18 protein-coding genes are annotated in these 19781 nt (G+C 72.2%); 11 read left to right on the top strand and 7 right to left on the bottom strand.

The window, feature by feature from the left end:
- Window position 1 precedes the first annotated feature (1 nt).
- From ACWDUZ_RS06445 to ACWDUZ_RS06455, 3 genes are all read right to left on the bottom strand, one after another.
- On the bottom strand, window positions 2-958 hold the full coding sequence (locus ACWDUZ_RS06445; RefSeq protein WP_451630652.1) for a hypothetical protein: 957 nt from the start codon (window positions 956-958) through the stop codon (window positions 2-4).
- Window positions 955-1347, bottom strand: a complete 393-nt coding sequence (locus ACWDUZ_RS06450; RefSeq protein ID WP_451630653.1) for a hypothetical protein — start codon at window positions 1345-1347, stop codon at window positions 955-957. Before ACWDUZ_RS06450 ends, ACWDUZ_RS06445 begins: the two co-directional genes overlap by 4 nt.
- 170 nt (window positions 1348-1517) lie before the next feature.
- Window positions 1518-2906: a diaminopimelate decarboxylase gene (locus tag ACWDUZ_RS06455; RefSeq protein WP_451630705.1), complete on the bottom strand. Its 1389-nt coding sequence runs from the start codon at window positions 2904-2906 to the stop codon at window positions 1518-1520.
- A 173-nt stretch (window positions 2907-3079) separates the two neighbouring features.
- Between ACWDUZ_RS06455 and hutU the strand changes: the two genes are divergently transcribed.
- The 4 genes from hutU to hutI all read left to right on the top strand — a co-directional run bounded on the left by hutU (window position 3080) and on the right by hutI (window position 8683).
- On the top strand, window positions 3080-4744 hold the full coding sequence (gene hutU / locus ACWDUZ_RS06460) for a urocanate hydratase (protein WP_451630654.1): 1665 nt from the start codon (window positions 3080-3082) through the stop codon (window positions 4742-4744).
- 185 nt (window positions 4745-4929) lie between these two features.
- Window positions 4930-6132 (top strand): allantoate amidohydrolase, encoded by a 1203-nt coding sequence (locus ACWDUZ_RS06465; protein ID WP_451630706.1) that lies wholly within the window; start codon window positions 4930-4932, stop codon window positions 6130-6132.
- Complete coding sequence (locus ACWDUZ_RS06470; RefSeq protein WP_451630655.1) at window positions 6132-7478, top strand: formimidoylglutamate deiminase; 1347 nt, start codon at window positions 6132-6134, stop codon at window positions 7476-7478. The genes ACWDUZ_RS06465 and ACWDUZ_RS06470 overlap by 1 nt, the downstream gene beginning before the upstream one ends.
- 26 nt (window positions 7479-7504) lie before the next feature.
- Entirely contained in the window at window positions 7505-8683 is a 1179-nt protein-coding gene (gene hutI / locus ACWDUZ_RS06475) for an imidazolonepropionase (RefSeq protein ID WP_451630656.1), read from the top strand.
- Window positions 8684-8879: 196 nt separating this feature from the next.
- On the opposite strand, the gene ACWDUZ_RS06480 is transcribed toward hutI, so the two are convergent.
- Window positions 8880-9818, bottom strand: a complete 939-nt coding sequence (locus tag ACWDUZ_RS06480; RefSeq protein ID WP_451630657.1) for an RNA polymerase sigma factor SigF — start codon at window positions 9816-9818, stop codon at window positions 8880-8882.
- A 239-nt stretch (window positions 9819-10057) separates the two neighbouring features.
- On the opposite strand from ACWDUZ_RS06480, the gene ACWDUZ_RS06485 reads away from it, so the two are divergent.
- Both ACWDUZ_RS06485 and ACWDUZ_RS06490 read left to right on the top strand, forming a co-directional pair.
- Window positions 10058-10435 (top strand): STAS domain-containing protein, encoded by a 378-nt coding sequence (locus ACWDUZ_RS06485; RefSeq protein ID WP_451630658.1) that lies wholly within the window; start codon window positions 10058-10060, stop codon window positions 10433-10435.
- Window positions 10436-10706: 271 nt separating this feature from the next.
- Window positions 10707-11255, top strand: coding sequence for an ATP-binding protein (locus ACWDUZ_RS06490; protein WP_451630659.1), 549 nt, complete (start codon window positions 10707-10709; stop codon window positions 11253-11255).
- A gap of 138 nt (window positions 11256-11393) precedes the next feature.
- On the opposite strand, the gene ACWDUZ_RS06495 is transcribed toward ACWDUZ_RS06490, so the two are convergent.
- Window positions 11394-12890 carry an oligopeptide:H+ symporter gene (locus ACWDUZ_RS06495; protein WP_451630660.1) on the bottom strand — a complete coding sequence of 499 codons (1497 nt, stop codon included), beginning with the start codon at window positions 12888-12890 and terminating at the stop codon, window positions 11394-11396.
- A 562-nt stretch (window positions 12891-13452) separates the two neighbouring features.
- On the opposite strand from ACWDUZ_RS06495, the gene ACWDUZ_RS06500 reads away from it, so the two are divergent.
- Window positions 13453-14130 (top strand): response regulator transcription factor, encoded by a 678-nt coding sequence (locus ACWDUZ_RS06500; protein WP_451630661.1) that lies wholly within the window; start codon window positions 13453-13455, stop codon window positions 14128-14130.
- 54 nt (window positions 14131-14184) lie between these two features.
- The gene (locus ACWDUZ_RS06505) at window positions 14185-15456 is read left to right on the top strand and encodes an ATP-binding protein (RefSeq protein WP_451630662.1); all 1272 of its coding nucleotides are present in this window, start codon (window positions 14185-14187) and stop codon (window positions 15454-15456) included.
- A 49-nt stretch (window positions 15457-15505) separates the two neighbouring features.
- Here the strand turns inward: ACWDUZ_RS06505 and ACWDUZ_RS06510 are convergent, their stop codons facing one another.
- The gene (locus ACWDUZ_RS06510; protein WP_451630707.1) at window positions 15506-16060 is read right to left on the bottom strand and encodes a GtrA family protein; all 555 of its coding nucleotides are present in this window, start codon (window positions 16058-16060) and stop codon (window positions 15506-15508) included.
- A gap of 219 nt (window positions 16061-16279) precedes the next feature.
- Here ACWDUZ_RS06510 and ACWDUZ_RS06515 point away from each other — a divergent pair, with 219 nt between their 5' ends.
- From ACWDUZ_RS06515 to ACWDUZ_RS06525, 3 genes are all read left to right on the top strand, one after another.
- Complete coding sequence (locus ACWDUZ_RS06515) at window positions 16280-17419, top strand: 5-(carboxyamino)imidazole ribonucleotide synthase (RefSeq protein ID WP_451630663.1); 1140 nt, start codon at window positions 16280-16282, stop codon at window positions 17417-17419.
- Between the two features lie 77 nt (window positions 17420-17496).
- A complete protein-coding gene (gene purE / locus ACWDUZ_RS06520) occupies window positions 17497-18000 on the top strand; it encodes a 5-(carboxyamino)imidazole ribonucleotide mutase (RefSeq protein ID WP_451630708.1) in 504 nt (167 codons plus the stop codon).
- Between the two features lie 5 nt (window positions 18001-18005).
- Window positions 18006-19184: a dipeptidase gene (locus tag ACWDUZ_RS06525; RefSeq protein ID WP_451630664.1), complete on the top strand. Its 1179-nt coding sequence runs from the start codon at window positions 18006-18008 to the stop codon at window positions 19182-19184.
- A 220-nt stretch (window positions 19185-19404) separates the two neighbouring features.
- Here the strand turns inward: ACWDUZ_RS06525 and ACWDUZ_RS06530 are convergent, their stop codons facing one another.
- Entirely contained in the window at window positions 19405-19764 is a 360-nt protein-coding gene (locus ACWDUZ_RS06530; RefSeq protein ID WP_451630665.1) for a VOC family protein, read from the bottom strand.
- Between the last annotated feature and the right edge of the window lie 17 nt (window positions 19765-19781).

A 19781-nucleotide genomic window follows, 5' to 3' on the forward strand; every position in this document is an offset into this window, starting at 1 on the left:
TTCAAAGGGCCTCCAGCGCATCCCTGAGCCTCTTCAGCAGCGTGATGTGGGGGTCGGTGGGGTCCGCGATCAGCTCGGCCGCCCCGGGCGGCGGCCCGGCGCCCGAGGCTGCCGCTGCGGTTCCCGCGCCCGCCGGCCCGCCGTACCCGGCCGTCCACCCCGCGTCGCTGGGCGCCGGCGCCGCGTGAGCCGTCGTCCGCCCGCCCTCGGTCGCCGGCGGCCTGGTGTCCGCCTCCGGCCGGAGGGGGGTCACGAGGCCGAGCGAGGCCAGACGGCGCACGTCCACCAGGGTGTGGAACGCCTGCCGGCCCAGCTCCCGGGCCAGTTCGGCGGCCGTACGGGTGCCGTCGACCCGCTCCAGCAGGGCCCGCTGTCGGGCGGTGAGCTTCGGGGCCGCGGTGGGGTGCGTCCGCGCGAGCGGGGCGCTGTCCGCCCGGGCGTCGGGCCAGATGCGACGCAGCAGGTCCCGGCGGCGCAGGGTCTCGCGCTGCAGGGCGTCGACCGGGACCGGCAGGACGGGGCCGAGCCGGTGGGCGAGGCCGTAGCGGAAACGGCCCGGGGTGCTGCTCGGGGCGAGTGCGAAGTAGGCGGCGTCGTAGAGGGCGCCCAGACGGCACAGTTGCAGCGCCCCCTCGGTCAGCCGGCCGCCGGCCGGCCGCAGGTGGACGACGCCGCCGTGCTCGTCGGCCCGGGAGACGGCGTCCCGCCAGGCCTCGCGCGTGAGCGTGCCGTGCGCGGTGAGGAGGGTGTCCAGGCCCGGGGCCAGCGGGCTCTCCGCGTGCACCACGAGGCCCTCGCTGAGGTGCAGCGTGCCGCGCTCGCGGACGAGGACGCCGCTGGCCCGCTCGGCGGCGAGCCGGGTCAGCATCGGCGACAGGCCGCCCCAGGCCCGCTCGGTGGCGACCGTCCGGTCGCGCACCGGCAGCCGGGGCGGGGGAGGGGTGTCGACCACGGTCATCCCAGCACCAGCCGCTCGGCCATCTCGCTCAGGCGTATCCGGGCCAGCGCGAGGTTGCCCTCCGCCCGGGTCAGCCACAGGTGCAGGAACACGGTGCTGTCGAAGGTCGTCTCCACGAACCGCAGCAGGTGGTAGCTGTCCCGGTTGCAGACGATCAGGTCCTCGACCGGGGGGCTTTCGCCGCCGGCGGGGTCGTCGGCGGCGAACGCCCCGTGTTCCGCGGCGAGCCGGGCCAGCTCGGCGGCCTCGGCCGCGGTGGTCTCGTGGTCGCCGCCCGGGGCCTCCCCGACGGTGCCCAGGGCCAGCCCGCTCGTCCAGTCGACCAGCGCGGCGCCCCGCGCGCCGGGCAGCCGCATGGCCTCCAGTAGGCACTCGTCGATTCCGGGCACCGTCGCTCCCCTCCCGCCTGGTGTGTCGGCTGAGTGAAGGCGACGCTACGCAGGGTGTGCGAAGCTGGTGGGGGTTACGGCATTTTCCAGAGGAACATGCGACCGAGGGGCTAATGTGGGTCAACTGACCCGGGTTTCCTCCCAGTTGCGCCGGTTGCCGCCGGTGTGCCTCAAGGGCGCTCGGGTGCGCGCAGGGTGGTGAGTGCCGACGTGTGCGCCCCTCCGGCCTCGGACACGATCTCCTCGATCCGCTGCGGCGCGCGTACCGTCGCGAAGGCGACACCGCCGGTACCGTCCGGTGCGTAGCCGTAGACGGCGGGCCGGGGCAGGGAGTTGTAGGCGTAGTGGTGCGCGAAGTAGTACGCGCCGGTGTCCAGCGCGGCCACGTGGTCGCCCGGCTCCAGCGGGGGGAGCGCGCGGGCCTCGGCGAGCAGGTCGCCCGCGAAGCACGCCGGCCCGGCCACGTCCTGCACCGCCTCCGGACCTCCCTTGGGTCGCCCCTTGGCGTCGTACGCGGCCAGCCGCAGCGGCCACGACCCCGGCGCGTACACCGTCCGGGTGGCGACCTGCACGCCCGCGTGCGTCACGGCGACCGGCCGGCCGCCGGCGCTCTTGGTGTACTCCACCCGCGCCACCACCGTGCCCTGCTTGGCCAGCAGCGACCGCCCGAACTCGGTCACCAGCCCGTACCGCCCGTCGAACAGCCCCGGCACCACCTCGCCCAGCAGCCGCGCGTACTGCGCGTACGTCGGCGTCGTCGCCTCCGAGCCGAAGTTCACCGGCAGCCCGCCGCCGATGTCGAGGGTGTCGATCTGCCGCCGTCCCGCCCTCTCGTTGATCTCCTCGGCCAGCGCGTACGCCTCCGCCACGCCCCGCGTCATCAGGGACAGCGGGATGCCCTGCGAGCCGGTGTGGGTGTGCAGCCGGGTCAGCCACGGCCGGTCCAGGTACGCCCGTACGACCCACTCGCGCGCTCCCTCGTCGCGCAGCGCCACCCCGAACTTCGAGGTCGCCGTCGCGGTCGACAGCGCTCCGATGGCGCCGCCGCCGACCTGTGGATTCACCCGGATCCCGAGCGGGGAGCGAGGCGTGGAGGACCGTACGAGGCCGTCGATGCGGTCCAGCTCCTGGGGGCTGTCGGCGTTCACGGCGACGCCCAGGGCCAGTGCCTCGCGCAGCTCGGCCGGGGTCTTGGCGGGCGAGTCCAGGACCGTGCGGTCGGCCGGCACCCCGGCCGCCCGGGCCAGCGCCAGCTCGCCCGGGCTCGCCACCTCGGCGCCGATGCCCTCCTCGTGCAGCAGCCGCAGCACGGGCACCAGCGGCGTCGCCTTCACCGCGAAGGCGTGCAGCACGGGTGTCCCCGGGGCCACGACCGCGGCGAACGCCGCCGTGAGGTCCGCCGCCGCCTCCCGGATGCCGTGGACGTCCAGCAGGCCCACGAGCGGGCGGTCGGGCCCGAGCAGCCCCTGTTCCACCGCGGCCCGCACCGCCTCGTCCCGTCGTACGGCCCGCTCGCCGTCCGTACGGCCCGCCCGGTCCCCGTCGCCGTAGCCGCCCATGTCCTCGTCCCCCGCTCCCCTGCTGTCGGCAGTCGTGCACACCATGGGTCCAGCCAAACACCCCGGAGTGCGCCGATGTCGGCACACCGACGTATTGACTAGTTCTATTCAGCAGGTCAGGATGTGAATAGACGTAGCAACAATCCCTCGGGAGCAACCGCAGGAGGCAGACCATGTCAGGACCACGGCCCGTACGAGCGCCGCGCGGTACGGAACTGAGCGCCCTGGGATGGCAGCAGGAGGCCGCCCTGCGGATGCTCCAGAACAACCTCGACCCCGAGGTCGCCGAGCACCCCGACAAGCTCGTCGTCTACGGCGGCACCGGAAAGGCCGCCCGGGACTGGCGCTCCTTCGACGCCATGGTCCGCACCCTGAGGACACTCAAGGCCGACGAGACCATGCTCGTCCAGTCCGGCCGCCCCGTCGGCGTCATGCAGACCCACGAGTGGGCGCCGCGCGTCCTCCTCGCCAACTCCAACCTCGTCGGCGACTGGGCCAACTGGGAGGAGTTCCGCCGCCTGGAGGCCCTCGGCCTGACCATGTACGGCCAGATGACGGCCGGCTCCTGGATCTACATCGGCACCCAGGGCATCCTCCAGGGCACCTACGAGACCTTCGCCGCCGTCGCCGCCAAGAAGTTCGGCGGCACGCTCGCCGGGACGATCACCCTCACCGCCGGTCTCGGCGGCATGGGCGGCGCCCAGCCGCTCGCCGTCACCATGAACGACGGCGTCGCGATCTGCGTCGACTGCGACCCGCGCGCCATCGAACGCCGCATCGAGCACCGCTACCTGGACGTGAAGGCGGACTCCCTCGACCACGCCCTCCAGCTGGCCGTCGAGGCGCGCGACCAGCGCAGGCCGCTGTCCATCGGCGTCCTCGGCAACGCCGCCGAGCTGGTCCCGCAGCTGCTCGCCATGAGCGCGCCCATCGACATCGTCACCGACCAGACCTCCGCCCACGACCCGCTGGCCTACCTGCCGCTCGGCATCGCGTTCGAGGACATGGCCGACGAGGCCGCCAAGGACCCGGCCGGCTTCACCACCCGGGCCCGCGAGTCCATGGCCCGCCACGTCGAGGCGATGGTCGGCTTCCAGGACGCCGGCGCCGAGGTCTTCGACTACGGCAACTCCATTCGCGGCGAGGCGCAGCTGGCCGGCTACGACCGGGCGTTCGCCTTCCCCGGCTTCGTCCCCGCCTACATCCGGCCGCTGTTCTGCGAGGGCAAGGGCCCCTTCCGCTGGGCCGCGCTGTCGGGTGAGGCCTCCGACATCGCCAGGACGGACAAGGCGATCCTGGAGCTGTTCCCCGAGAACGAGTCCCTGGCCCGCTGGATCAAGATGGCCGGCGAGCGCGTCCACTTCCAGGGCCTGCCCGCACGCATCTGCTGGCTCGGCTACGGCGAACGCGACAAGGCGGGCGAGCGGTTCAACGACATGGTCGCGAGCGGTGAGCTCAAGGCGCCGGTCGTGATCGGCCGCGACCACCTCGACTGCGGCTCCGTCGCCTCCCCGTACCGCGAGACCGAGGCCATGCTCGACGGCTCCGACGCGATCGCGGACTGGCCGCTGCTGAACGCCATGGTGAACGTCGCCTCGGGCGCCTCGTGGGTCTCCATCCACCACGGCGGCGGCGTCGGCATGGGCCGGTCCATCCACGCCGGGCAGGTGACCGTCGCCGACGGTACGCCGCTCGCCGGCGAGAAGATCCGGCGGGTGCTCACCAACGACCCCGGCATGGGCGTCATCCGGCATGTGGACGCCGGGTACGACATCGCGGAGTCCGTCGCGGCCGAGCGGGGCGTGCGCGTGCCGATGCGTGAAGGTGACCCGGCGTGACGCGGAACGGCCACGCTCCGACGGGGGCCGGCGCCTCGGGGCCGTCCGCCGGTCCGGCCGCGCCCGCCCGTTCCTCCCCCGGCGCCTCGACGGCCGGGAGGGACCCCCGGCAGAGCGACCGCCCACAGCCCGGCGGGTCCGGCCGTCCAGGCGTCCGTGCCGGAGCCGCCCCCTCCTTCCAGCAGATGTGGCGTGAGCTCGCGCCCGTCGGGCGGCACGCCGACTCCGGGGGCTACCGGCGCTACGCCTGGACCGGGGCCGACGCCGAGTGCCGGGACTGGTTCAGGGAGCAGGCCGAGGCGCGAGGGCTGTCGTACGAGGTCGACCGGAACGGGAACCAGTGGGCCTGGCTCGGGGATCCCGGCGGTGCGGACGCCGTCGTGGCCGGGTCGCATCTCGACTCCGTGCCCGACGGCGGCGCCTTCGACGGACCGCTCGGCGTGGTCTCGGCCTTCGCCGCGCTCGACGAACTGCGCGGGAGGGGAGCGCGGTTCGACAAGCCGTTCGCCGTCGTCAACTTCGGTGACGAGGAAGGCGCCCGGTTCGGGCTGGCCTGCGTCGGGTCGCGGCTGACCGCCGGCCGGCTCACCGTGGAGCAGGCGCACCGGCTGACCGACGCCGACGGGATCACGCTGCCCCGGGCCATGGAGGCCGCCGGGTACGACCCGGACGCCATCGGCCCGGACCCCGAACGGCTCGCGCGCATCGGCGCCTTCGTCGAGCTGCATGTCGAGCAGGGGCGTGCCCTCGACCTCACCGGGGACGCCGTCGGGGTGGCCAGTGCCATCTGGCCGCACGGCCGGTGGCGGTTCGACTTCCGCGGCGAGGCCAACCACGCCGGCACCACTCGGCTGGCCGACCGGCGCGACCCGATGCTGTCGTACGCCGAGACCGTGCTGGCCGCCCGGCGCCAGGCGGAACTCGCCGGTGCCGTCGCCACCTTCGGCAAGATCGCCGTGGAGCCGAACGGGGTCAACGCGATCCCGTCCCTGGTGCGCTGCTGGCTCGACTCCCGCGCCGCCGACCAGCAGACCCTGGACACGGTGGTCGCCGGTGTGCGGGAGGCGGCCCGCGCGTACGCCGCCGCGCACGGAGTGGACCTCGAGGTGGTCCGCGAGTCCTTCACTCCCGTCGTGGAGTTCGACCACGCCCTGCGCGACGAGCTCGCCCGCATCCTCGGCGGCCCGACAGATCTGAAGGTGCCGGTGCTCGGCACCGGCGCGGGACACGACGCCGGAATCCTCTCCGGGAGCGTCCCGACCGCCATGCTGTTCGTGCGCAACCCCACCGGTGTCTCGCACTCCCCGGCCGAGTTCGCGGCCGAGGACGACTGCACGGCGGGGGTGCTCGCACTCGCCGACGTACTGGAAGGACTGGCCTGCACGTGATGCCCACGCAGCGGACGCGGACGTACTGGCTGGAGCACGCCTGGCTCGGCACCCACGCCGAGCCGGGCGTGGCGCTCGACGTGCGGGACGGTCGCATCGCGGCCGTCCGCACCGGCGTGCCCACCCCGCCCCCGGAGGCCGAGCCCCTGCGCGGCCTGACGATCCCCGGGCTGGCCAACGCCCACAGCCACGCCTTCCACCGCGCCCTGCGCGGCACCGTCCAGGTCGGCTCGGGAACCTTCTGGACCTGGCGCGAGGTCATGTACGCCACCGCCGGACGGCTCACCCCGGAGACCTACCACGCGCTGGCCCGCGCGGTGTACGCCGAGATGGCCCTCGCCGGGATCACGGCCGTCGGCGAGTTCCACTACGTCCACCACGCCCCGGGCGGCTCCCCGTACGCCGACCCGAACGCGATGGGCGAGGCACTGATCGAGGCCGCCGCCGAAGCGGGCATCCGCATCACCCTCCTGGACACCTGCTATCTCTCCGCCGGCTTCGGGCAGCCGCCCGAGCAGCACCAGCTCCGCTTCTCGGACGGGACGGCGGAGGCCTGGGCCGAACGCTGTTCACTTCTCAAGGAACGGGATCACGCGCGGATCGGAGCCGCCGTCCACTCGGTGCGGGCCGTGCCCGCCGACGAACTGGCGACCGTGGCGCGGTGGGCCGAGGAGCGGCGGGCCCCGCTCCATGTGCACCTGTCGGAGCAGACCGCCGAGAACGACGCCTGCCTCCAGGCCCACGGATGCACCCCCGCCCGGCTGCTGGCCGACCACGGGGTCCTCGGGCCGCGCACGACCGGCGTGCACAACACCCACCTCACCGAGGAGGACATCGCCCTGCTCGGCGGGTCCCGCACCGGCACCTGCATGTGCCCGACCACCGAACGGGACCTGGCGGACGGCATCGGCCCCGCCGTCGCCCTCCAGCGCGCCGGCTCCCCCCTCTCCCTCGGCTCCGACAGCCACGCCGTCATCGACCTGCTCGAAGAGGCCCGAGCCATGGAACTGAACGAGCGGCTGCGCACCCGCACCCGCGGGCACTGGAACGCCGCGGCCCTGCTGCACGCCGCGTCCGAGGCCGGTCACGCCACCCTGGGCTGGGAGGAGGCCGGCAATCTGCGGCCGGGCTCGCTCGCCGACTTCACGACGATCGCCCTCGACACGGTCAGGACAGCCGGCCCGCAGCCGCGACTCGCCGCCGAGACGGCCGTATTCGCCGCCTCCGCGGCGGACGTGCGCCACACGGTCGTGGGAGGCCGTCATGTCGTGCGCGACGGAGTCCACGCTCTCGTACCCGATGTGGCGTCGGCGCTGGCAGGCGCCGTCCAAGCGCTGCGCGGCTGAATCCCCCCGCCATCCCTGAGGACACCATGAGCAGCACAGTCATCAGCAACATCGCCACGCTGGTCACCAACGACCCCTCCCTCGGTGCGTCCCCACTGGGCCTGATCCGGGACGCGGCCGTCGTCATCGAAGGCGACCGCGTCGCGTGGACCGGTGAATCCAGCAAAGCACCCGCCACTGACAACCGGGTCGACGCGGGCGGCCGGGCGGTGCTCCCGGGCTTCGTGGACTCCCACTCCCACCTGGTCTTCGCCGGCGACCGCACGGAGGAGTTCAACGCCCGCATGTCCGGCCGGGCCTACAGCGCGGGCGGCATCCGGACCACGGTCGCCGCCACCCGGGCCGCGTCGGACGCGGAACTGGAGGCCAACCTCACCCGTTACCTCGCCGAGGCACTGCGCCAGGGCACCACCACGTTCGAGACCAAGTCCGGCTACGGCCTGACCGTCGCCGACGAGGCCCGTGCGCTGCGCATCGCCGCCGCGCACACCGACGAGGTCACCTACCTCGGCGCCCACATCGTCTCCCCGGACTATGCCGAGGACCCGGCGGCGTACGTGGAGCTGGTCACCGGAGAGATGCTCGACGCCTGCGCACCGCACGCGCGCTGGATCGACGTCTTCTGCGAGAAGGGCGCCTTCGACGGCGACCAGGCCCGCGCGATCCTCACCGCCGGCAAGGCCAAGGGCCTGCACCCGCGCGTCCACGCCAACCAGCTGTCCTACGGCCCCGGCGTGCAGCTCGCCGTCGAGCTGGACGCGGCCAGCGCCGACCACTGCACCCACCTCACGGACGCGGACGTCGACGCCCTCGCGAACAGCCGTACCGTCGCCACACTGCTGCCCGGCGCCGAGTTCTCCACCCGCGCCGAGTGGCCCGACGCCCGCCGCCTCCTCGACGCCGGCGTCACGGTCGCGCTGTCCACCGACTGCAACCCGGGCTCGTCCTTCACGTCCTCACTGCCGTTCTGCATCGCGCTCGCCGTGCGGGACATGGGTATGACCCCCGACGAGGCGGTCTGGTCCGCCACCGCGGGCGGGGCCGCGGCCCTGCGCCGCACGGACGTCGGCCGTCTGACGCCGGGCGCCCGCGCCGACCTGATGGTCCTCGACGCGCCCAGCCACGTCCACCTGGCCTACCGGCCGGGCGTACCGCTGGTGAGCGAGGTCTGGCGGCACGGTGTGCGCGAGGTCGCACGCCCCTGAACGGCTCGGGGCCGACGCCGCCCGGGCGTGCTCGTCACGAGTGCCGACGACGCCGTTCGGGCCCGATCACGGCGAGGAACTGACGTCGCCGTCGCTGCCGTCGGCGGGGCGGGTGACCGGGAGCCGTCGGCGCGGTGCACGACGGGTTCGCCCGGCGCCGTTGGTGGCACCGGGCGGAGAACCTCGTGTCAGGCCGTCAGTCCTCGACGGTCAGCCCCTTGCGGAGTCGTACCAGCGTGCGCGACAGCAGCCGTGAGACGTGCATCTGCGAGATGCCGAGTTCGTCGCCGATCTCCGACTGGGTCATGCCCGCCACGAACCGCAGGGACAGGATCTTCCGGTCTCGGCTGGGCAGTTCGGCGATCAGCGGCTTCAACGACTCGACGTACTCGATGCCTTCGAGTCCGTGGTCCTCGTAGCCGATGCGGTCCGCGAGCGCGCCCTCGGAGTCGTCCTCCTCCGGCTGCGCGTCCAGCGACGAGGCGGTGTACGCGTTGGACGCCGCCATGCCCTCGACCACCTCGTCCCGGGACAGGCCGAGGTGCTCGGCCAGTTCCGTCACCGTCGGGGCGCGGTCCAGGCGCTGGGCCAGCTCGTCACCGGCCTTGGCCAGGTCCAGCCGCAGTTCCTGGAGTCGGCGCGGCACCCGCACGGACCACGAGGTGTCGCGGAAGAAGCGCTTGATCTCGCCGATGATGGTGGGCATCGCGAAAGTCGGGAACTCGACGCCCCGGGAGAGCTCGAAGCGGTCGATCGCCTTGATCAGGCCGATGGTGCCGACCTGGATGATGTCCTCCATCGGCTCGCTGCGGGAGCGGAAGCGGGAGGCGGCGAACTTGACCAGCGCGAGGTTGAGTTCGACGAGGGTGTTGCGGACGTACGAGTACTCGTGGGTGCCTTCCTCGAGGGCCTCCAGCCGCTCGAAGAGGGTCTTGGACAGTGCTCGGGCGTCGTCCGGGGCCACCTCGTCGTACGGGGGGATGTCCGGAAGTCCGTCCAGCGCGACGGCCGGGTCGGCCCGCTCGGCGCGTACGTCGTCCTCGAGCTCGATGGGATCCAGATGGTCCGGAGGGGGTGTCGACGTCGGCGTCTGGGTATGCGAGGCGTCGAGCCGGGGTGACATGATGTCCTCCATCGTTCTCGGCATATGGCTGCCGAAGCCAGTTCGTGCACTGCGGTGTGCGGCGCCTCCAAAGCCGGCCGTGTCGGGTGCGTGTCTCTACTAGCCCTACCCGCTTCACCACGGCCACCGCAAGTGCTTTATGTGGCTATATGTCCGTTTCTGTGCGGTTGTTCGGGTGTCGGAGGGGTGAGGGAAGGCGTAGTGTTCGAGGGCGTCAGTCAGCAGCCAAGACCCCGGGAGAGAGAGACGGCATGGACCGCGGGACGGTCGGCAGCGCACAGTCGGGCCGGCTTCTGGTGGAGGTGCGGCAAGAGGGCTCCAGCGCCGTCGTGACTCCGGCCGGTGAGCTGGACCACCACACGGCCGACCTGCTGCGTGAGCCTCTCAAGGAGTGCCTCGACAAGGGGCGCTCGCGCCTGGTGGTGGACTGTTCGCGCCTGGAGTTCTGTGACTCCACGGGGCTGAACGTGCTGCTGGGAGCGCGGCTGAAGGCGGAGGCGGCCGGGGGAGGTGTGCACCTCGCCGGCATGCTGCCGGTGGTGGCGCGTGTGTTTGAGATCACAGGAGCGGACGCGGTCTTCAGCGTGCACGACACGCTCGAGGATGCGCTGGCCGACGAGACCGGCTGATCCGGCCGTCGGGCCGCCTGTCGGGAGCCTGCACGTCGCTTCCGTGTGCTGTTCTGCGGAAACCTGCGATCGGCTGTCCGTGGGCCCGTGGCGGGGGGCGCGCCGAGGAGGACGCCCCACGCGCCGGAAAACGGGGGGTGTCCCATGGGATCGGTCGGGCAGGAGTCATGCTGGACGCATCGGCAGGCGGCGTACCGACATGTGGGTATGCAGTGACGTTGTGTAGTGACGTGTGAAACGTGAACTGGTGAATCGGTGAGGTGAAGCGCTGATGAGCACCACCCGGCCTTACTCGCCGGGCGACCGCGGCCCGGAGCCCAGCGGCGCTTCCGGGGCGTCCGAGGGGGGCGCGCCTGCGGACGGGACGTCCGCGGGCGGCGCGACGACCGTGCCCGCGGTCCCGTCGGGGGGTCGTCAGGTCCGCAGGCTGAGCTTCGACGGCGAGAGCGGCGTCGTGCCGCTCGCCCGCGACTTCGCCCGCCAGGCGCTGTACGCGTGGGGCTGGCTGCCCGCCGCGAGCGCCGACCAGCGGGCCGCCGCCGAGGACGTGCTCCTCGTCGTCTCCGAACTGGTCACCAACGCCTGTCTGCACGCCGAGGGACCGGACCAGATGGAGATCACCTGCGACAACAAGGTGATCCACATCGAGGTCTCCGACCGCGGCACCGGTCAGCCGGCCCCGCGCACCCCGCACCGCGCGGGCCGCCCCGGCGGTCACGGCATGTTCATCGTCCAGCGCCTGTGCCTCGACTGGGGCGTCGTACGCGTTCCCGGCGTCGCCGGCAAGAAGGTCTGGGCGGAGCTGGGCGCCCCCGCGTAGCCGCGCCGGGCGCCGGAGCCCGCCTGACGCCTCCCGAGAACGCCGAAGGGCCCTCGCGTCCGTACGGGATGCGAGGGCCCTTCCGGTGCGGCGGACGACCGGCGGACCGACGAGCCGGAGACGTACGTCCGGCGAACGTCAGTGCACGTCGCCCATGAGCTCCTTGACCTTCTTGCGGTACATCCACACCGCCACACCGGCCACGGCGGCGAGCGCCGCCTCCAGCGTCACGATGCCCGTCTGGTTCAGGTCGACGCCGGCGATGGAGAGCAGACCGGTCGTCGCGTCACCGGCGGTGACGGCCAGGAACCAGACACCCATCATCTGGGAGGCGTACTTCACGGGCGCCATCTTGGTGGTGACCGACAGGCCGACCGGGGAGAGCGTCAGCTCACCGACGGTCTGGACGAAGTAGATCGCCACCAGCCACAGCGCGGCCGCCTTGTGACCGCCGTCGGCGATCGCCAGCGGAGCGAGGAAGAGGAAGAAGGACGCGCCGATGAACAGCAGACCCAGCGCGAACTTCACCGCGGTGCTCGGCTCCTTGCCGCGCCGGGCGAGCGTGACCCACAGCCAGGCGAACACCGGCGCGAACGCCATGATCATGACCGGGTTGACCGACTGGTACCAGGAGACCGGGAAGCCCCAGCCGAAGACGGTGTTGTCGGCCGACTTCTCGGCGAACAGCGACACCGTGGAACCGCCCTGGTCGTAGATCATCCAGAACACGGCCGCGGCGACGAAGAACCAGATGTACGCGGTCATCTTCGACTGCTCGGTGCGGTCCAGTTCCTTGTCCCGCTTGATCCGGGCGATGACCAGGACCGGGATGAGCAGGCCGGCCACGGTGATCGGGACCAGCAGCCAGTTCAGGGTGTAGACACCGGAGAAGCCGATGATCGCGTAGAAGACGACGGCGACGGCGGCCCACAGGGCCGACTTGCGCAGTACGGCCGACTTCTCCTGCGCGGACAGCGGCGTCGGCACGACGTCGGAGCGGGCGTCCAGGTGGCGGGAGCCGAGCAGGAACTGGGCCAGGCCCAGCGCCATGCCGAGCGCGGCGAGCGCGAAGCCGATGTGCCAGTTGACGTTCTCACCGACCGTACCGATGACCAGCGGCGCGGCGAAGGCACCCAGGTTGATGCCGATGTAGAAGATCGTGAAGCCGCCGTCCCGGCGCGGGTCGTCGGTGCCCTTGTACAGGTGGCCGACCATCGTGGAGATGTTGGCCTTCAGCAGACCGGAGCCGATGGCGACGAGACCGAGACCGGCGAAGAAGCTGCCCGCCCACGGCAGGGCCAGCGTCAGGTGCCCCAGCATGATGACCGTGCCGGCGACGGCGACGGTCCTGCGCGGGCCGAGCAGCCGGTCGGCGAACCAGCCGCCCGGCAGGGCGAGCAGGTACACGAGGGACAGGTAGACCGAGTAGATCGCGGTCGCGGTGGCCGCACTCAGGTGCAGGCCGCCCGGAGCCACCAGGTACAGCGGGAGCAGAGCCCTCATGCCGTAGTAGGAGAAGCGCTCCCACATCTCGGTCATGAAGAGGGTGGCCAGGCCGCGGGGGTGGCCGAAGAAGGTCTTCTCGGAACCGGGGCTGCCCGGGCGGGCCGAGTCCTTCGTCAGGCTGGACGCCATGGTCGTTCCTTGCTGGTCGGGACGCGCGGGACGAGCCGCTGCGCGCCCGGTGGGGGGCGGCCGGCACCGGCAGGACCGGCCGTCCACCCCACGCCCAGGGGAGTCCGCTCCGGGTGACGGAGCGGCGGACGGCGGCCACCGGGATCCACGCCTCGCGACGCGTCGTGACGCGCGATGAGGCCCGGCCGTAGGTCATTCCTTTCGAGGCCGGTCGGAGCCGGCCCGCACACAAAAGGGACCCTCGGCGTCGAATGAGCGCCAAAGGTCCGCTGCGTGCTACAGGCGTTCAGCTCACCATACGGCAGGACACCGCCCGGTATGGAAGGACTTGAGACACGGATCACAGGTCCACGGGGAACCGTGCCCACTCTTTCGAAGGTGACACCACGATGTCTGTTCCAGGTTCGCATCCCCCGCCCACTGGTCCGGACCGGGGGTGAGCGGGTCCACGCCTCCCCTCGGGGGGACTCCGTGACCACCGGGGCGAAAGGTAAGAGCGCCCGAGGCCGATCACACCGCAGCACCAGCCCGGCAGGCGGCACCCTCGGACTACCATCACTCCATGACCCGTGTACTGCTCGCCGAGGACGACGCGTCCATCTCGGAGCCGCTGGCCCGCGCTCTGCGCCGGGAAGGTTACGAGGTCGAGGTGCGTGAGGACGGACCCACCGCGCTCGACGCCGGAATGCAGGGCGGCGTCGATCTGGTCGTACTGGACCTCGGTCTGCCCGGCATGGACGGCCTGGAGGTCGCCCGCCGGCTGCGCTCCGACGGTCACACCGTGCCCATCCTGATCCTCACGGCGCGCGCCGACGAGGTCGACACGGTCGTCGGCCTGGACGCGGGGGCCGACGACTACGTCACCAAGCCCTTCCGCCTCGCCGAGCTGCTCGCCCGGGTCCGGGCCCTGCTCCGGCGCGGCGCCACCGAGCCGCAGCAGCCCCCGGCCACGCACGGCGTGCGCATCGACGTCGAGTCCCACCGCGCCTGGATGGGCGACGAGGAGCTCCAGCTCACCGCCAAGGAGTTCGACCTGCTCAGGGTCCTCGTGCGGGACGCGGGCCGGGTCGTCACCCGCGACCAGCTGATGCGGGAGGTCTGGGACACCACCTGGTGGTCGTCGACCAAGACCCTCGACATGCACATCTCGTGGCTGCGCAAGAAGCTCGGCGACGACGCGGCGAACCCCCGGTACATCGCGACCGTGCGCGGCGTGGGCTTCCGCTTCGAGAAGAGCTGAGCGCCGCTCCAGGGCTGCTCACGGGTGCTCACGGGTAAGTACAGGTAGAAGGTCATGCGCCGTCGACTGATCCAGTCCACGCTCGCCGTGGTACTTGTGGTGATCGCTGTCTTCGGAGTCTCCCTGGTGCTCGTGGAGACCCGCACGATCAGCAACAGTGCCCAGGAGCGGGTCGACTCCGAGGCGATCCGGCTGGCCAGCATCGTCGACGGCCGGCTGCTCGGCGACGAGACGGTCGACGCCCGGGTCCTGCGCGACCAGGTGGCCCCCGGCCAGTACGCGGTGATCGGCATTCCCGGCCGGCCGGCCATCGAAATCGGTTCCAAGCCCGACGGCGACGTGATCCACGCCACCGCCGAGGGCGAGCAGGGTGAGACCGTCCGGATGGAGGAGTCCCGCTCCTCCGTCACCCGCGAGGTCGGCCGCACGCTGCTGATCATCGGCCTGGTGGCGCTGCTGGCGGTGGTGGCGGCGGTGCTGCTCGCGATCCGTCAGGCCAACCGGCTCGCCTCCCCGCTGACCGACCTCGCCGAGACCGCCGAGCGCCTCGGCTCGGGCGACCCGCGTCCCCGGCACAAGCGCTACGGCGTTCCGGAGCTGGACCGGGTGGCCGATGTGCTGGACTCCTCCGCCGAGCGGATCGGCCGGATGCTGACCGCCGAGCGGCGCCTGGCCGCCGACGCCTCCCACCAGCTGCGTACGCCGCTGACCGCGCTGTCGATGCGTCTGGAGGAGATCACCCTCACCGAGGAGCTGGAGACGGTGAAGGAGGAGGCCAACGTCGCGCTCACCCAGGTGGAGCGGCTGACGGACGTGGTGGAGCGCCTGCTGACGAACTCCCGCGACCCGCGCACGGGCTCCGCGGTCTCCTTCGACCTCGACGAGGTCATCCAGCAGCAGATCGCCGAGTGGCGGCCCGCCTACCGCAGTGCCGGCCGCGCGATCGTCAGCTCCGGCAAGCGGCACCTGCGGGCCGTGGGCACCCCGGGCGCGGTCGCCCAGGTGCTGGCCGCGCTGATCGAGAACTCCCTCATGCACGGCGGCGGCACGGTGGCGCTGCGCACCCGGGTGACCGGCAACCAGGCCGTGGTGGAGGTCACGGACGAGGGGCCGGGCGTCCCCGCCGACCTGGGCGCGCGGATCTTCGAGCGGACGATCAGCGGCCGCAACTCCACCGGCATCGGGCTGGCCGTCGCCCGCGACCTGGCCGAGGCCGACGGAGGGCGCCTGGAACTCCTCCAGGCCAAGCCACCGGTCTTCGGGCTGTTCCTGTCCCGTACGCCCCCGCTGAAGAAATCGACGGACGCGGAGCCGACGGTCCGGTAGGCCTGCGGGGGCTCGGCGTGCCCCGCGAGGTGGGTGCGGGAGGGGCCGGTCAGCGGGAGACCCTGCTCGGGCGCCGCCGCTTCCCCTCTGCTCCCGCGTGGAGGAACGACTCGGCGTCGGCCACGGCCTCCCGGACGGGAAGGGCGCGGAAGACCCAGCTGCGGTAGGACCAGAAGCGGAACAGGGTCGCGATGCCGATGCCGAGGAACTTGAAGACGTTGCTCTGCAACGGGCTGTCCCAGCCGAAGCCGTACGTCGCCAGGTACAGCCCGCCGTTCTCGATCACCAGTCCGACCACGCTGAACAGCAGGAACAGGGTCAGTTCCCTGGTGCGGCCGCTCTTGTCGCGGTCCCGGTAGGTGAAGTACCGGAAGCCGACGTAGTTGAAGATGATCGAGACGACCGTCGCGATGACGCTCGCCCGCACCACCTGGAGATCGGTGACATGCCGTACCAGGTTGAATACGAGCAGGTTGACGAGGAGACCCGCTCCGCCCACCGCTCCGAACTTGGCGACCTCCCGCCAGAGCCGGCCGACGCGCCGCAACAACGCGTCCCGGGGAGTCGTGGGCGCCGGTCGGTGCCCCGAGGAACCACGTCCCATGGTCGTGCAGGCCCCCGTCCGGGTCGATTGCGTCAACCACGCCATGCTAACCAGCGGCCGGTGGCCGCGCCCGGGGACCGGCCACGAGCCGCAGGCGGGACGGAAAGGGAGCCGGAAGAGACCGGGAAGAACATGCGAAACGATCGGTAAGAGGACGAGCGGTGAGCGGACGCAGGGCAGGGAATCCGGCCATGCCGGCGCGGCCGATACCCTGGGGGCGTGACGTTCCCGGTAGTCGGCATGGTCGGCGGTGGCCAGCTCGCTCGTATGACACACGAGGCGGGCATCCCGCTGGGCATCAGGTTCAAGCTCCTCAGTGACACTCCTCAGGATTCCGCGGCGCAGGTCGTGAACGAAGTCGTCGTCGGCGACTATCGCGACCTGGACACGCTGCGCGAGTTCGCGCGCGGATGCGACGTGATCACCTTCGATCACGAGCACGTGCCCACCGAGCACCTTCGGGCTCTGGAGGCGGACGGCATACCCGTGCGCCCAGGCCCCGACGCACTGGTGCACGCCCAGGACAAGGGGGTGATGCGCGCGAAACTGGACGCGATCTCGGTGCCCTGCCCACGGCACCGCATCGTGACGGACCCGCAGGACGTGGCGCGCTTCGCCGCGGAGGGCGACGGCTTCCCGGTCGTCCTGAAGACCGTCCGCGGCGGCTACGACGGCAAGGGCGTCTGGGTGGTGGACTCCGTGGAGGAGGCCGCCGAGCCGTTCAAGGCGGGCGTCCCGGTGCTCGCCGAGGAGAAGGTCGACTACGTCCGCGAGCTCGCCGCCAACGTCGTCCGCTCCCCGCACGGCCAGGCCGTCGCCTACCCGGTGGTCGAGTCCAGGCAGGTGAACGGCGTCTGCGACACGGTCATCGCCCCCGCCCCCGACCTGGACGAGGCCCTCGCGCTCCAGGCCGAGGAGATGGCCCTGCGGATCGCCAAGGAACTCGGCGTCGTCGGCCACCTCGCCGTCGAGCTGTTCCAGACCCGCGACGGCCGCATCCTCGTCAACGAGCTGGCGATGCGCCCCCACAACTCGGGCCACTGGACCCAGGACGGCGCGATCACGTCCCAGTTCGCCAACCACGTCCGCGCCGTCCTCGACCTGCCGCTGGGCGACCCGCGCCCGCGCGTGAAGTGGACGGTCATGGTCAACGTCCTCGGCGGCGACTACCCCGACATGTACTCCGCGTACCTGCACTGCATGGCCCGCGACCCGCAGCTGAAGATCCACATGTACGGCAAGGACGTGAAGCCCGGCCGCAAGGTCGGACACGTCAACACCTACGGCGACGACCTGGACGACGTGCTGGAGCGCGCCCGTCACGCAGCCGGCTACCTGAGAGGCACGATCACCGAATGAGCCCAGCCCACCCGTCGCCCGACCACCACCCCTCAACGAGCGCTGACGCGCGCCTCTTTCCTTCGGTGGGCATCGTCATGGGGTCGGACTCCGACTGGCCCGTCATGGAGGCCGCCGCCGAGGCGCTCGACGAGTTCGAGATCTCCTACGAGGTCGACGTCGTCTCCGCGCACCGCATGCCCCGCGAGATGATCACCTACGGCGAGCACGCGGCGGAGCGGGGACTGAAGGTGATCATCGCGGGCGCGGGCGGCGCCGCCCACCTGCCCGGCATGCTCGCCTCCGTCACGCCGCTGCCGGTGATCGGCGTGCCCGTTCCGCTGAAGTACCTGGACGGGATGGACTCGCTGCTGTCGATCGTGCAGATGCCGGCCGGCGTGCCGGTCGCGACGGTCTCGGTCGGCGGCGCCCGCAACGCCGGCCTGCTCGCCGCCCGGATCCTCGCCGCCCACGACGAGGAGCTGCTGACCCGCATGCGGGAGTTCCAGCAGGACCTGGGCGACCAGGCCGCCGAGAAGGGCAAGCGGCTGCGCGCCAAGGTCGAGGGCACCGGCGGCTTCGGCTTCGGCACGGGGAAGTGACGCCGATGGCCTCCCTCGAGGAAGCCCGGGAACTGCTGCGCGACTTCCCGGTCGTCGACGGTCACAACGACCTGCCCTGGGCGCTGCGCGAGCAGGTCCGCTACGACCTCGGCGCCCGCGACATCGCCGCCGCCCAGAACGCCCACCTGCACACCGACATCCCGCGGCTGCGCGTGGGCGGCGTCGGCGCGCAGTACTGGTCGGTGTACGTCCGCTCGGACCTGCCCGACGCCGTGCCGGCGACCCTGGAGCAGATCGACTGCGTACGGCAGCTGCTCGCCCGCTACCCGGCGGACCTGGCGCCCGCGCTGACCGCCGCGGACATGGAGGCGGCCCGCGCGGACGGCCGTATCGCCTCGCTGATGGGCGCGGAGGGCGGCCACTCCATCGCGAACTCGCTCGGCACTCTGCGCGGTCTGTACGCGCTCGGCGTGCGCTACATGACCCTCACCCACAACGACAACGTGGCGTGGGCGGACTCGGCGACGGACGAGCCGGGCGTGGGCGGACTGTCGGCCTTCGGCCGCGAGGTGGTGCGGGAGATGAACCGCCTGGGCATGCTGGTGGACCTCTCCCACGTGGCGGCGACGACCATGCGGGACGCGCTGGACACCTCGAGCGCCCCGGTGATCTTCTCCCACTCCTCCTCCCGGGCCGTCTGCGACCACCCGCGCAACATCCCCGACGAGGTCCTCGAACGCCTGCCCGCCAACGGCGGCATGGCCATGGTGACGTTCGTGCCCAAGTTCGTCCTCCAGGCCGCCGTCGACTGGACGGCCGCGGCCGACGAGAACATGCGGGCGCACGGCTTCCACCACCTGGACACCACGGAGGAGGCCATGAAGGTCCACCGGGCCTTCGAGGAGGCCAACCCCCGCCCGGTCGCCACGGCCGCCACGGTCGCCGACCACCTCGACCACATGCGCGAGGTCGCGGGCATCGACCATCTCGGCATCGGCGGCGACTACGACGGCACGGCCTTCACCCCCGACGGCCTCAACGACGTCTCCGGCTACCCCAACCTGATCGCCGAGCTGCTGGACCGTGGCTGGTCGAAGACCGACCTGGCCAAGCTGACCTGGCAGAACGCGGTCCGGGTGCTGGGCGCGGCCGAGGACGTGGCCCGCGACCTGAGCGCCACGCGCGCGCCGTCCAACGCGACGATCGAGGCGCTCGACGGGTGAGGCCGCCCGCGGAACGGCGCGCCGGATCACCCGCCTGATCGGCGAGATCCAACGGGACCCCCTTCAGCGGTATCGGCACGCCCGAACCGCGGAAGGGGGTCCCTGTGCGGTTACTTGTCCCGCCGGATCGACGACGAGGACCGGTTCGTGCACCGGGCGGACGACAAGGAAGTGAAGACCCTCAAGGCCCGCTACCGCTACCGCGACCGACCGGCGCCGCTCAGCAGGCGCACAGGCAGAACGGGTGCCCGGCGGGGTCGGCGTAGACCCGGAAGGTGCGGGTGCGGTCCGCGGCGTCCAGCGGCTGTGCGCCGAGCGCGAGGACGCCCTTCTCCGCCGCGTCCAGGTCCTCCACCACGAGGTCCAGGTGGAACTGCTGCGAGCGGTCGGACCGCGGCCACTTCGGCGGCTCGTACCCGGGCGCCGCCTGGAACGCCAGGGACGGCCCGCCCGGCGCCTTCAGGTCCACCCAGTCGCCCTCGCCCTCCACCGTCCCGCCGAGCACCTCGGCGTAGAAACCGGCGAGCGCGCGCGGGTCGGGACAGTCCAGAACGACGACACCCAGCTTGGCGAGAGCCATGACTTCCTCCCGAGGAG

It is taken from the genome of Streptomyces sp. NPDC003393, from assembly GCF_053589015.1.